Source organism: Mycobacterium sp. NGS68 (assembly GCF_059812195.1).
In genome coordinates, this window is the sequence record NZ_JCALCE010000004.1 from 185,662 (window position 1) to 198,367 (window position 12,706).

Here is a 12,706-nt window from a genome sequence, read left to right on the forward strand (position 1 = left end):
CCGATGGCAAGTATTCAAAAGCGCGTTCGCAGCAGCGGGACAACAACATTCGTCGTTCGGTGGTATACACCGGATGGTGCTCAGCGCACAAAGGGCGGGTTCCGCACCCGCAAGGACGCCAAGGCGTTCGCCGCCAAGGCCGATTCCGCGATGTTGACGGGCATGGACTTCGACCCCGGCAAGGGCAAGATGTTGTTCCGCGACGCCGCGGCAATTTGGCTGGAATCGCGCAAGGCCGACACCCGTAACAACGCCGAGAACCACCGCTACGCGCTCGCCCCGGCCGCAACCCGGCGCGGCGACGGCAAGACGCTCGGCATTGACGCGGTGTTCGGGGGCTACCCGCTCAACAAGATCACCCGCGAGTACATCCAGGCGTGGGTCAACCGGCTCACCGAGGCGGGCAAGAAGCCGTCGACCGTGCGGCACGCGTTCTGGACCGTCCGCATGGTCTTGGAACAGGCCGTGGTGGATGGCCGGCTGGCCAAGAGCCCCGCCGAGCACATCAAGTTGCCCACCGAGACAGGCGCCAACGACGGCCAGGTCGGGGTAGTTGTAGACCGCGCCATGTTCCTCACTCCCGCACAGGTTTCCGCGCTCGTGGACGCGACGCCCTGGCCGTACAGCGTCCTGGTGCATGTCGCAGTGTGGTCAGGCTTGCGGGCAGCGGAATTGGGCGGGCTCACCATCGCCAACGTGGAGCTGCCGGACCCGCCGCTGAATCCGAACGCCCCGGCGAAGCCAGGGGTGCTCCGCGTGCAGCAGGCCGCGCGGGCGAGGGGTTCGGCGATCGAGTACGGCCCGCTCAAGACCAAGCAGAGCTACCGGCGCGTGCCGTTGACCGCCGAGACGACCGCGTTGCTGCGCGACTACCTCGCTCAGCATCCGCGCGGTGACGAGGCGGACGCGCCGCTGTGGCCCGGTATGACGTTGACCCGGCCCCGGCCTACCGGAGTGCGGGTCACACCCGCCAAACCAGGAGCGGCCACTACGGGTGTGGAAGATGCCCTACCGAGCACCACCGCGAAGGCCCGCGCGCGACGGCAGGCCGACGCCCTGGCTGAACTGTCGGTGGAGGACGCGGAGAAGCGGTTGGTGCTCGATTGGAACCAGCCGCTACGCCACGCGACCCTCTACAAGGCCGTGTATCGCCCGGCGGTGTTGCGCGCCAACAGGCTTACCCCGACCGCGGCTATTTCGCCGGAGCTAAAATTCCACAGTTGCCGCCACACGTACGCAAGCCTGTGCCTCGCGGCGGGCATCCGGCCCATCGACATCGCGGAGTTAATGGGGCACCGGGACGTGAAGACCACGCTCACGGTCTACGCGCATCTGATCAACACTGATGACCACACGGGCAACATGGCAGCGCTCGGGGCGTTGGGGAACCGTGTCAACGCCAGGAACGTCATACCGCTGGCCAAGGCTCGCCGATGAGGGGTCCGCTAAGTCGTCGGCCCTCGGCCGTAGGCTCACGCACAAGCCTTGATGGTGTCGATAGGAGAGCAACGATGACCGCAAGCCATAACGTGCCAATGCTCGGTGTGGCCGGGACTTTCGGCGACGCGGAAATTGCGCTGGCTCGACAATTTGATGCGATACATCAACTGCTCTACACCAAGGGTGGGGTTAGGCCGACAAACGCGGCAATCGAAGAGGTCGCCAAGCTCATCTATCTGCGGCTCTGGACGCAAAGAGCGGGATCCGAGGCCGAGTGGGACGGCACCCCCGTATCGGCGCTATTCGAGAGTCGCCTTCAACCCGAGGCGATGGTCACGTTTGCGAAAGAAGCGTTTCGTAAAGCGAACCTGAGCCGCTCACTGGCCGCTTCAGACCTAGCAGGGAACCCTCACCCGCTCTGGCCAGCTGATGAGCCGTTTCGGCTCGTAAATGCAGAGGTACTGCAGGCGGCGGTCCATTTAGTGGAGCAGACCGTGGGAAACGCGGAACGGGCTGTCGCTGACCCGTTGGGGACGGCCTTCGATGCGTTCTTAAGTGGGAGATACGACCATTCCGGTGGGCTCGGCACCTTTCTGACCCCGAGTTCGGTCGCTCGGTCAATGGCCGACATCGCCTTCGCTCTAAGGGATCCGCTTGACAATGGTTGGGATCGGCGGTCGCCGCTGATAGCAGATCCTTACTGCGGTACGGGCAGATTCCTCGTCGCCGCATTCGAGGCGGCGGAATGTACGCACGACGAGAACGCTTTAAAGGCCTTGCTCAATTGTGGGTTAGTCGGAGCAGACCAATCACCGACAGCCACCGCCAAGACTGCCATTAACCTAATGCTGTACGGCGCGTCAACACCTCGTGTTTTCAGTGTTACCGATTCTGTAACCTCAGAGTCGATTGACGGCATCAAGGGAATGCTCGGCCTAATCCTGACTAATCCTCCCTTCGGGGGTGGCAAGTATTCGGACGCCTCCGGCATCAAGCGAACGGCAACGTACATCCCATCGCTTGCCCGGCAAGCAAGCATCGACCCGGCTCTTGCCTGCATGGTTCGTGCCCTGGAGCTGTTGGGCCCGGGTGGTGTGCTTGGAATCGTGTTGCCAGATGGCATCGTGGACGGCCGCCACTTTGATGAGATGCTTGATCAACGAAAAGAGCTTTCGGTTGCAGTCAATGTCAGTCTTCCCACAGTGACGTTTGCCTTGAGTGGGACAGTTGCAAAAACCAGCGCCGTCTTCCTGCGAAAAGCAGCAAAGACGAAGAGGACGGTACTTGCCCGAGCGGACCACGTGGGATACATCCGCCAAGCGGGAAAAGCAGCCGAGGACCCGCAAGGTTCGGAACTACCGGACATCGTTAATGGTGTGGTCAAGGCGTTGACATATGAACAGTCACGCGACCCGGTAATCCAGGTCAGCGATGCGCCACTGGTGGCTTCGGTGTCTAATCCAGCGCTCATCAGCCGTGACCCGAGCAGGATCGACCCAATTGCGATGCAGAGTCGGGTGCATCTCGAAACGAATGGTGGTGTGGCCCTTAGCAATTACCTGGAAAGCCGCCGCAAGCGCATGCAACGCAAGTCTGATATTGGCAAGACCTTCATATCTGTGCTTCATGTGGATGCGCTGGGCGTGGTCAGCTGGCCCGACGCCGAGAGCTATCGACCAACGACTCCCGGCCAGCTGGCTTCGGCGGGGGAGGTGATGATATCACTCCTCAACCCCTCGAAGCTCCGGGCAACTGTTGTGCCCGATGACAGGTCTGAGTTGGTGTGCTCCAATGAGTTTGGCGTATTCCGGGCTCTAATCAATCCCTACGCAATACTTGGCTTGCTCTATCAGCCCGAAGTTCAGGCACAACTTCGGCCGCTTGGGCGCGGTACCTCAAGTTCGCGCCGAAGGATCGTTCCCGAGGATGTTCTGAACCTAGTTGTTCCGCAATTGTCCAAGGACGAACTTGAGGTTCTCGCACACCGTGTTGAGACCGCGGTGAGACAAGTTGAGCGAGGGCGGGCCGAGCTATTCCAGAGTTTCGGCCTACTTAGTTCAGACTGAGTCTCCCTCATCAACATTCTCGGCTTCCGCGCGCGTTCTGGCTTCAAGTTGCGACTCTTGGTCCTCCCCTAGGACATTCGGAAACAGGCGTGGTAGCACTTCAATATCCGCCACGAGATCACCAGCGTCGGTAAGGCGGCTCGGCCGTGCTCTGCGTCCACCCCACGGTTGGGCTTTTGTTCGACCACTGACCGGGAAAACCGACTCAGGTAGTCCGACTTCCCACTCAATTGATACCTGGCCGTCGGGTCCACGCAGCACGCGTGCGTCGAAGATGAGGACTTCCGCGAAGTCAAGGTTGCCCAACATATTTACGACGACATCATCGTCGTAACCCACTGGTGGATGGAGCTGAAGGTTGTATTTGTCCCCGGTCCGCGAGTCGAGGAATGTCTTTACGAGAGAACGCCAAGCGTCATCTTCTTGAGCATCGATGAGCCACCCGCGAATTCTTATCGGACGGGGAACCCTGGTGTCGGAGGCCGAACGGTCCGCGAGCAGATAAAACACATACGGAACGGAGAGGTATTCTTCGCCGATGGTGGGCTTGCCCTCACTCACGCGTTTAGCATCTTGCTCCAGTTTCCCGAGATTGTGGTTCCACCGTGGTCGATCTACCCCCGAGACGTTCGCCGCAGACTTCACTTCGCTGCCGTCCGCTAGGTCGTCGCCTTTACCCCTAAACCCTTGCCCAGGAATCTGAAGTGCAATGGAAGCGACAAACTGGGCAATGTACCCCGTATCGACCTGTGCCGACTGCCCGGTAAGCGCTGCCCACTTCTGCATCAATGTGTGCTGCTCACCGAAGAAGTCCTTGAAGATCGCCTCAAGAAGTGCTGTCCGCTGGCTCAGGGTCAGCTGGCCGAGCAGTTTGCGACGGGATTGGATGCCGAGCGCGATGGCGGCCGCAACGGACTCCTTCAACAGTTCCCCCTCGACGCGCATCAGACAACTGCTCGGGAGCATGGGCAGCTCTTACCCCCTGGGCAACCTACTCTTCGATGGCGAGGGTATGGAAGGGGGACCGTTAGGGGACCATCGGGCCGCGAGCGTAGGCGGCAGGGCGGGTATGCCCTGGTAGATGTGGAGCCGATGACGGGAATCGAACCCGCGTATTCAGCTTGGGAAGCTGAATCAGCACACTCTAAGACGTTTTCTGCGCTCACCAACGCTTGCGAACACGCACCAATCATCGCTGTTCAAAAAGATATTTGAGCGTTTATGAGCGCTTGTGAGCACTAAATGAGCGTTGCTGTAAATCTCCCTGGCAACGGTCAAGCCACGGTCACGCGCGGTGTTTGCTAAGACGGGCCGGTGACGCGCGCGGTGTAGCCGTTCGGCCAGCTTGTCGGGAACGGCGCTGTAGGCGACCGCGTCACCGCAAAAGTCGCCCAGTGGTCGGGGCGACGCTGTAACATTTGCCACCATGTTGCGACCTGCGCTTGGCGTGGGCATTCTCGGGGCTGTAGCGGTAGCTGTCGCAGGCTGCGGAGGTAGCTCGCAAGGCGCTAAGCCGAGCACCGTCACGGTAACGGCACAACCAACCACTACCGCTCAGGCCGGTGTGGACTGGAAGTACCTCAAGACGCAGTACGCCGCCCTGCTTGGTCGCGACTGCGGTACCCAAGCGGATAAGGCTGGCGTATGGGCGGCTTGTGTCGGATTGCAAAACGCCGATATGGACTCGTTCTACCGTGACGCACAAACATTGCCGATGAGCAAAGATCGTAGTGATCTGCTCAAAGAAATTGAAGACTTCAAAAAAAACTATGAGCAGTGGAACCAAAACATGTGCGCATTCAGCAGTGCAAATATCAATTGCATTAATCCGCCGTTATTGATGTCCTGGGGTCACGACACAATGGTAAATCTGGTGAACCGCAACGCTGGCGCATAAGCGCTCGATTCGATACGATACTGAATTTTGTGCGCACCAACGCCCGCCAACGCTTCTCAACGCACGCAAACCGCCCGGATTAGTTGGGCTCACGGTTCTTTACGCAAGATCAGACTAAGCTTCACTACATCTGACACTTTGTGATCCCTTGTTATTTAGGCAGGCAGTGAAAATGGCAGCGAGCGCGACTCTCACCCACGACGGCATCATGACAATCAACGGTGTGTCGGTTGGCCCGATTTTCGGTGGAACAGCGCCACAGTACGGCGTCGCCACCAAGGGCGATGTACTGGTCAATCAGCTCGCAGACGGTACCGACCTCAACGCGGTCTGGGATGAATTTGCCCAAGTGCTCAGCGTCTGGAATAACGAACAAAAGACACTGACTGATCTGTTGACGTTCAAAGTCACCGTCAGCGGTGATGCCGTACCCCAAGATATGACTATCGGCTCGTTTGAGGAAGCGACAGATTTGGGCGTGCCGAAAGCTGCCGGTGTACCGAACGCTTTACTTCTCGGATACACCTTCCGCGACATGGACCTAGCTTCTCGTTTTTCGTGGCGGTTTTTGCGCGATGCTGACCGCCGCCAGGTAGACGGCGTACTAGATGGGATTTTGGCCGCAGACCAAAAGCTTGTCTCAGGCACGATTTTGCGCAGGTTATTCGACCCCACCGAAAAGCGTAACGAGCACGGGATGCGCGTCTTTGGTTTGTGGAATGGTACCGATGGGTTGACCCCGCCGACTTACATGGGCCGCACGTTTGACAGCGACGAATCGCACTACATCGCCAGCCAGGCCGCTGTTATCGATAGCGCCGATATTGAAGACGCGATCCGGTTTGTCCAACGTAAAGGCTATGGCACGCAGGCGAATTCAAAGCTGCTGATCCTGGCGAACCCTGACGAGGCCGAGCTGATCATGGCGTGGCGCGCCGGTGAGCCGTCGCGCTCATCTGGCCCAGAAGCCAGACACGATTTCATCCCAGCCAACGATGCGCCGCCTTTTATCACGCAAGCCGGTGAGCTGGTCGGCGCTCAGGTTCCCGGCCAGATTTGGGATATCAAGGTCGAAGGCTCGTATGGGCCAGCACTTTTGGTGCAGTCCGATTTCATCCCCTCGGGCTACGTCGCGGTTGTCGCGTCCTATGGTCCCGGCAGCCCGCGTAACGTCATGGGCTACCGCGAGCACCCGAACGAGGCTTACCAGGGTTTGCGCCACATTCCCGGCGCTGGGACTTACCCGATCATCGGGAGCTACCACCAGCGCAGCTTCGGCGTCGGTGTGCGCCAGCGGGGCGCTGCCGCCTGCATTCAGGTCACCGTTGACGACGAATACACCGCGCCGAACACCGATCAGATTCCGGTGTAGCCCATGAGCGATCACAGCGGCAGTTTCGCCGAGCAGGTTTTTGACGCTGCCCGCCTTGCCCGGCGGCATGAGGCAAGCGAATTCAGCCACGGGCCAGGGCTGACCCCGCCAGGCCGTGAGGATGCCCCACCATCACACGGCGGCAGATACCACGGCAAAACCCCACCGGTAGCTGACGCGAAACCGACTGCGCGCCAACGGATGCGCTAAATGGCTGTTCGCCGGCCAAAACGCAAGACTGCGGTTTCGACAGTGGGCCGCGTGTATGCCCGTGACGCCAAGGGGCGGTTCGCACCCACCAGCAGCGCTTCGGGCCTATCATCGGAAGCCGCTGACCTCAAGCGCCGGGTGCGTCGTCGTCGTGCTGCTCTCGCCGGTAGTGCCGCCGTGGTGGGTGTTGTGGCTGTCGGTCAGGCCCGAAATCCGGCTAGCCATACTCGTGCGGCCATCACCCGCCGCAAGCTTGTCAAGGCGCATGTGGCCCGTGCCGCGTCCGATCATCGGCGCACCGTCACGCGGCGGGCCCGCGCTTTGCCTCACCGGGTAACCACTGGCGCTGCGTTCCCCAAGGCAGCCCGCAAGGCCGCTCACGCTGAAGCGCGCCGGTTAACCAAGGGCCACCGCCGAAAGGTGAAGCGAGTGCGTATAGCTCGACGGCGGTCACGGTGAGTGCGCACGACGCACCCACGGTCCCGTATAGCTGCCAGCCTGAGCCGATGCGCCGTCAGCTCAACCGGCCGCCGCGTAACCCCAACAACACCGCACCACGGCCGATAACAGCGACCCGGCCGGGCTAAGCTTCACCGCGTGCTGATCCCCAGAAAAATGACGGATTGCGTGTGCTTCGTGTGTGGATTTCGGAACGGAGAGTACGAAGCACTTGGAACAGGTTTTTTCGTCGGCATGCCGATCGGCGACCCAAAGTCTCAAAACTTTCTAGCCGTCGTCGTTACCGCGGCTCATTTGATAAACCAGATCGAGGCAGAAGGACGATCTGACACGCGCATATTTTTGCGGGTCAACACAAAAGACGGCGGTGTCGAGCACGTACACATACCGCGTGAGCAATGGGTCCTCCCCACTGTTGAAGACCAAATCGAAAATGGGATAGTTGACGCGGCGGTCTGCTGGTTTCCTGGAAACAATACGACAGGCAAGTACGACTATCTTCTCATGCCCGCTTCTGATGAGATCGCGAGTCGAGAGCTCTTATTAGAGGAAGGCATCGGCATCGGCAACGAGGTCTTTTTCGCTGGTTTATTTATCAGACACGCGGAGACCAAAAGAAACGAGCCTATCGTTCGTGCAGGCATGATCGCCGCCATGCCGGAAACGATTACAACCAGATACGGAAGCCAACACGCATTTTTAATTGAAACGCGGTCGATAGGTGGCTTCAGCGGTTCGCCGGTTTTCGTAAACCCAGGCTTTTTGCGGTTTGACGAAGAAGGGCAGTTAAAGCTACGTGCAGGATCTAATCGAATATCCTACTTAACTGGCGTGATTAGCGGTCATTGGGAGATTGGCGAAGAAATTCAAGTAGCGGGCGGTCCTACTGAGCGGGCATCCATGAATATGGGAATCGCGAAAGTGACACCCATGGACAAAGTGCTGCCACTGATGGACGAATGTGTCAAGAAATTTCAACTATATGGCGCCGGGGTGATTATTAAAGATCTCGTCACCGTCGGAAAAACACTCGTTGACTCGATCAAGACTATTTTTCAAGAAGCTGCCGCAACTGCTCAACAGGACGCCTCAGCGACACGGCAAGACGAAGGATCGCCACACAGCGCAAAAACGCAACAAGATGCGCCCCAACCGCCCGGTCAGCCTAACCCGTAGCGCCGTCCGCCGAAGCGGGATCCTTCTTCTTGTACACGAGCGATTGCAAACCCTCCGCGAACTGCTTCGTGCCCTCCTGTATGCCAATTAGGTACGCGATGGTTTGCAACTGCGCCCCAACGAGTTTGTCGACCGTCTCACCGAGGTAGGAGGCAGCCCTAGCTTGGGTGAGGCCGTTCTCGGACGTGTCGAGCTCGTGATCGCGGAATGCCGCCCATAGCGTGAAGTTCTCTGGAATCTGCAACTGCCTCAGCCACTCGGCCCGCTCCGGGTTCGGTGCGACAACAACGTGGTCGGGCTGAGTCATGAGGTCCTCCTTTGGTGGGATGCTTCTCCAACCGCGCACCGTACCCGCGCCAGTCCTCCCGCATCCGACGGATCGGCTCTCAGTTCGACGCAGAGCCACGAACGCAACTGCGGTGGCGTGATGGGCTAGGGCCGCGTCTGTAAAAAAGGCCGAGTCTCGTGCGGAAATTCCAAGCTTGCAATTGGATACAAAAATGCGCTCCTATTAAAAGTACGCTTAGGCCCTGAAATTCCTTAAGGGGGCTCTGAGGGTTTGTCCCGATCGGCGGACGCCCTTGGTAATGAGGTTGCCCTGCGCCGTCGTTTGTGCGCATGATTGGTGGGTAAGCAGGCATTCGCGGTCTACGCGCCGCAATTAGCAGTAACCTTGAAAGGACTACCCCCGATGTCACCTGATCCTCGGGTGCCCGAGTGCGCCCAAATTATCGAACTAGCCGACGAAGAAAAAACCGATAGAGACAAGTATTCAAGTATTCCAAACATCAAGAAAATCTCTGGCGCCGTGGACGCTATTAAAGAATTATTTGGCATCGATGTAACTGAACATTATCTCCGCAGAGCAACAAACTCAAAAAAGCTCGCTAGCCACGTCATCGGACATGTAGTTCATTTTTCTCAAAGAGATCTCTACGACTTCATCGTTTTAAGCACTAGGCGTGCACAGCGCCGTAACCGCCAAATCAGATCCGCGTAGTTCATACTGACAAGATGAAAGGAATCTATAAATGTACGACGATGCTCGAATCTATCAGCTCGCGTCACAGCAGAAACTAGATCCCCACCGGGCGGTCATCGCCAACCGAAGAGTCAACGCTATAGTGAATACCGAGCGACGAGCTGCCGTTACGCGAAGTTTGATCGGCCATACTTTGCCGGTTGATCCTGACGATAAGGACATGGTTGATTTCGCGACAAGTACGAGGGCGCTGGCGGATCAGTTTGAAGGCGCGCAGCACGCCGCCGAAAGTTGGGTTGAACAATATTACGAAATAATCGCGCCGGGTCTGATGGCAGTTCATCTGTTATTCGGAGGCGAATCAAGGTTGCGTCAGATTCCCGCAAAAGCGCTGACGGCCGATCATAATTTTTTTTCCGATCCGCAACGTTTGCCAAGCTGGTACGTCGGTGGGCGCGACGCATGCCCGGTCGTGATCGCCACTAGCAGACCCGGTCGACGGTTCTTTATTCGAGGCAGTAGAACTTTCGATTCAGTCGCCGAAAATTTGAAAAACGACATCTGGTGCGACCTTGACCTGAATGGCAACGGTCACTGCATAGACTCGATGCGCTACCAGTTACAAAACCTAGACTATTTTAGTGATGACGTGAACTTGTCGCTGTTGGTACCTTATGCGAATGGAAATACGGTGGTCTTTGCGAGATTTTGTTCCGACTGCTGGCAACGTTTCAAAAAGCAACATCAGATCAATTCCCAAGATTGCAAAATCGCCAAACCATATACTGATGGATTTGGTGAAGTGTAAAGAAACCCGCCCGGCCATGCTGGATACCGGGCGGGCCTAAAGCAGATCGAAGGTGACGGCGATCTAGTGACAACCATAGCGGATGATCCCGACAAGCGGCAGGCCGGACTGCCGCACATTCCCGATATCGCCGGTCTGAGTCCCCTAGACGCGGCTTTAGCTTATGCAGCTGCCGGACTCTACGTTCTGCCGGTCAAAAACGGTAAGCATCCCGGCAGTATTGTCGGTAAAGGATGGCCCGATCTATCGACGTGTGACCGCGATGAAGTTGAAGACTATTGGGAGCGCCATCCCCACGCCGGAATAGCAATTCATACAGGCAAGTCGGATCTCGTAGTTTTCGATCTTGACGTCGACCTTATACCTGATGAGATTGACTGGCTGGGTTCGGGCCTTTTTCAGTCTTCTCGCGGTGGTCGTGGCGCACGCGGCCACTATGTGTTTACAACCTGCGACATTTTCGTATCGGGTGAATTCAAGCTTGCAGACGGCACCACTAAACTTGGCGAAATCCGGTCTGGCAATACCGTCATCATTGCCGAACCGTCGTTGCACGCGAAAGCCGACGACGGCGGGCACTACCGCTGGGTGGATACCCGCGAGACTCCCGAGCTGCCCGACACGGCACGGGCCTACCTGCGTCCGCTGGGCACCGCCAAGGCGGGTGGGTGGTCAGCGACCTTTGAGGCACCCGCCGCCCTGGTGGACGATGCGCTGGCCGACTGGCGCGGCAAGAGTCGCCCGAAGGCCCTGATCGGTCAGCTCAGCACCATCCGCCAGGCCCGCACCGGCACCCGCAACCTCACCCGCGACGCCCTGCGCATCGCGGCGGGTGAGGCTCGTAGTGGCTTTTACCCGTTCGCCGACGCTGTGAAGAAAATCCGTGCGGCCATGGCGAATAGTTACGAGCTGCGCGGCGAAACTGAAAAATTGGACGATCACGAGTTTGAGCGCATGGTCGCCAACGGCGTTGGTTACGCACTGAGCCGCAGCCCGAATGAAATTTTGAACGAGGCTAGCCGCAACTATGGCCAAGACAGCCGCGATTACGGTGATATCAAAAATTTGGTGTCGCGCCTGCGCACCGAAAAAATCAACAAAAAGGCCGACGATGAAACAGCAGCCGCGAACAGCTGTGCTGATTCGGAGCAACGCCGCGCGACAGTGTGCCTAGCAGATGTGACACCAGCGACGGTCAGTTGGCTATGGAAAGCGTGGTTGCCCCTGGGCAAGGTTTCGATCCTCGAAGGTGAGTCCGACGTCGGCAAGTCAACGGTGACGCTGGCGTGGGCTTCTATCGTTTCCAAAGGGTCGCGTTGGCCGGCCACCGTAATCGACGGAAAAACACTGGTCTCGCAACATGATCCGGCGGGCGTGGTGCTCGTCGGCATTGAAGATTCAAATAGCGACACGGTCGTGCCGCGTCTTATTGCAGCCGGTGCCGACTTGAAGCGGGTTCATGCGCTCAATCGCCCTGTCGATGATGATGGTAATGCAAAACCATTTACGATTCCTGATGATATTGACTGGTTGCACAAGGCCGTACTTGAAGCAGACGCCAAACTAATCATAATCGACCCGATCACAGCATGCCTGCCAGAAGATACAAGGCACGGCGTCGATTCATCTATTCGGCGGATATTGATGTGCCTGGTTGAACTGGCGCGCGACACAGATTCCGCGATGGTCCTGATCCGTCATTTTAACAAGGCAGAGGGAATGAGCGCCAAAAATCGCGGTGGTGGATCGGTGGCTTACAGTGCGTTAGTAAGGTCGGTTTTATCAGCCGGAAAGCTCGCCGAAGATCAAGGCAACGGCGCAACCTTCGCCCTCGCGCGAGCCATCGGGAATCTTTCCAAGTCGCCCGAGTCAATGGGTTATCGGATCGAAGACGCGCCGAACATCGCTGGATTGCCAAAACCCGAAGATGATGAGTTAGGGGTCTCGGTTATCAAATGGTGCGGCCAAGTACGAATTAGTGCTGACCAGCTCGTCGGTGCCGATTCCGCAAAAATTGGAGATGCGCGTAAATCGGCGCCCGCACGCGAAGACGCAGAAGACGCGATTAAAGAGTTATTGGCCGGTGGGCCAATGAAGATGAACGAAGTAGTTGCCGAAGTGATGAAGTTAGTCGGATGCTCAACGGCGACCGTCAAACTAGCTGCGAAACAGCTATCAATACTTAAGAAATCTGTTTATGAAAAGGGAAAGATAGAACATTGGACATGGGAACTACCGCCAACGGTATTCAAGATGAAGCCAAGTAGCGGGACATGATTACGAGCAGCCGATTGGA

General features: G+C 57.8%; 10 protein-coding genes. 8 read left to right on the forward strand and 2 right to left on the reverse strand.

Features of this window, described 5'->3' with window-relative positions; all coding sequences use genetic code 11:
• The first annotated feature begins 3 nt into the window (after positions 1–3).
• Positions 4–1,437: a site-specific integrase gene (locus AC5Y5V_RS07240; RefSeq protein ID WP_499932265.1), complete on the forward strand. Its 1,434-nt coding sequence runs from the start codon at positions 4–6 to the stop codon at positions 1,435–1,437.
• 74 nt (positions 1,438–1,511) lie between these two features.
• Positions 1,512–3,506: an HsdM family class I SAM-dependent methyltransferase gene (locus AC5Y5V_RS07245; protein WP_499932267.1), complete on the forward strand. Its 1,995-nt coding sequence runs from the start codon at positions 1,512–1,514 to the stop codon at positions 3,504–3,506.
• Here the strand turns inward: AC5Y5V_RS07245 and AC5Y5V_RS07250 are convergent.
• Positions 3,498–4,451 (reverse strand): MamI family restriction endonuclease, encoded by a 954-nt coding sequence (locus AC5Y5V_RS07250; RefSeq protein ID WP_499932269.1) that lies wholly within the window; start codon positions 4,449–4,451, stop codon positions 3,498–3,500. The genes AC5Y5V_RS07245 and AC5Y5V_RS07250 overlap by 9 nt on opposite strands.
• Positions 4,452–4,932: 481 nt before the next feature.
• Here AC5Y5V_RS07250 and AC5Y5V_RS07255 point away from each other — a divergent pair, with 481 nt between their 5' ends.
• The 3 genes from AC5Y5V_RS07255 (at position 4,933) to AC5Y5V_RS07265 (ending at position 8,620) form a co-directional block, all read left to right on the forward strand.
• A complete protein-coding gene (locus AC5Y5V_RS07255) occupies positions 4,933–5,403 on the forward strand; it encodes a hypothetical protein (RefSeq protein WP_499932271.1) in 471 nt (156 codons plus the stop codon).
• A 172-nt stretch (positions 5,404–5,575) separates the two neighbouring features.
• Positions 5,576–6,775, forward strand: coding sequence for a hypothetical protein (locus AC5Y5V_RS07260; protein ID WP_499932272.1), 1,200 nt, complete (start codon positions 5,576–5,578; stop codon positions 6,773–6,775).
• Between the two features lie 807 nt (positions 6,776–7,582).
• Positions 7,583–8,620: a hypothetical protein gene (locus AC5Y5V_RS07265; RefSeq protein ID WP_499932275.1), complete on the forward strand. Its 1,038-nt coding sequence runs from the start codon at positions 7,583–7,585 to the stop codon at positions 8,618–8,620.
• Here the strand turns inward: AC5Y5V_RS07265 and AC5Y5V_RS07270 are convergent.
• Entirely contained in the window at positions 8,610–8,927 is a 318-nt protein-coding gene (locus AC5Y5V_RS07270; protein WP_499932276.1) for a hypothetical protein, read from the reverse strand. The genes AC5Y5V_RS07265 and AC5Y5V_RS07270 overlap by 11 nt on opposite strands.
• Positions 8,928–9,245: 318 nt before the next feature.
• On the opposite strand from AC5Y5V_RS07270, the gene AC5Y5V_RS07275 reads away from it, so the two are divergent.
• The 3 genes from AC5Y5V_RS07275 to AC5Y5V_RS07285 all read left to right on the forward strand — a co-directional run bounded on the left by AC5Y5V_RS07275 (position 9,246) and on the right by AC5Y5V_RS07285 (position 12,687).
• On the forward strand, positions 9,246–9,620 hold the full coding sequence (locus AC5Y5V_RS07275) for a hypothetical protein (protein ID WP_499932278.1): 375 nt from the start codon (positions 9,246–9,248) through the stop codon (positions 9,618–9,620).
• A gap of 31 nt (positions 9,621–9,651) precedes the next feature.
• Complete coding sequence (locus AC5Y5V_RS07280; protein ID WP_499932280.1) at positions 9,652–10,410, forward strand: hypothetical protein; 759 nt, start codon at positions 9,652–9,654, stop codon at positions 10,408–10,410.
• Positions 10,411–10,476: 66 nt separating this feature from the next.
• Positions 10,477–12,687: an AAA family ATPase gene (locus tag AC5Y5V_RS07285; protein ID WP_499932282.1), complete on the forward strand. Its 2,211-nt coding sequence runs from the start codon at positions 10,477–10,479 to the stop codon at positions 12,685–12,687.
• Positions 12,688–12,706 lie beyond the last annotated feature (19 nt).

What these genes read in the sequence shown, in the direction of transcription:
- AC5Y5V_RS07240 (WP_499932265.1), top strand. Translation starts at nt 4, where the DNA reads ATGGCAAGTATTCAAAAGCGCGTTCGCAGCAGCGGGACAACAACATTC.
- AC5Y5V_RS07245 (WP_499932267.1), top strand. Translation starts at nt 1,512, where the DNA reads ATGACCGCAAGCCATAACGTGCCAATGCTCGGTGTGGCCGGGACTTTC.
- AC5Y5V_RS07250 (WP_499932269.1), bottom strand. Translation starts at nt 4,451, where the DNA reads ATGCGCGTCGAGGGGGAACTGTTGAAGGAGTCCGTTGCGGCCGCCATC.
- AC5Y5V_RS07255 (WP_499932271.1), top strand. Translation starts at nt 4,933, where the DNA reads ATGTTGCGACCTGCGCTTGGCGTGGGCATTCTCGGGGCTGTAGCGGTA.
- AC5Y5V_RS07260 (WP_499932272.1), top strand. Translation starts at nt 5,576, where the DNA reads ATGGCAGCGAGCGCGACTCTCACCCACGACGGCATCATGACAATCAAC.
- AC5Y5V_RS07270 (WP_499932276.1), bottom strand. Translation starts at nt 8,927, where the DNA reads ATGACTCAGCCCGACCACGTTGTTGTCGCACCGAACCCGGAGCGGGCC.
- AC5Y5V_RS07280 (WP_499932280.1), top strand. Translation starts at nt 9,652, where the DNA reads ATGTACGACGATGCTCGAATCTATCAGCTCGCGTCACAGCAGAAACTA.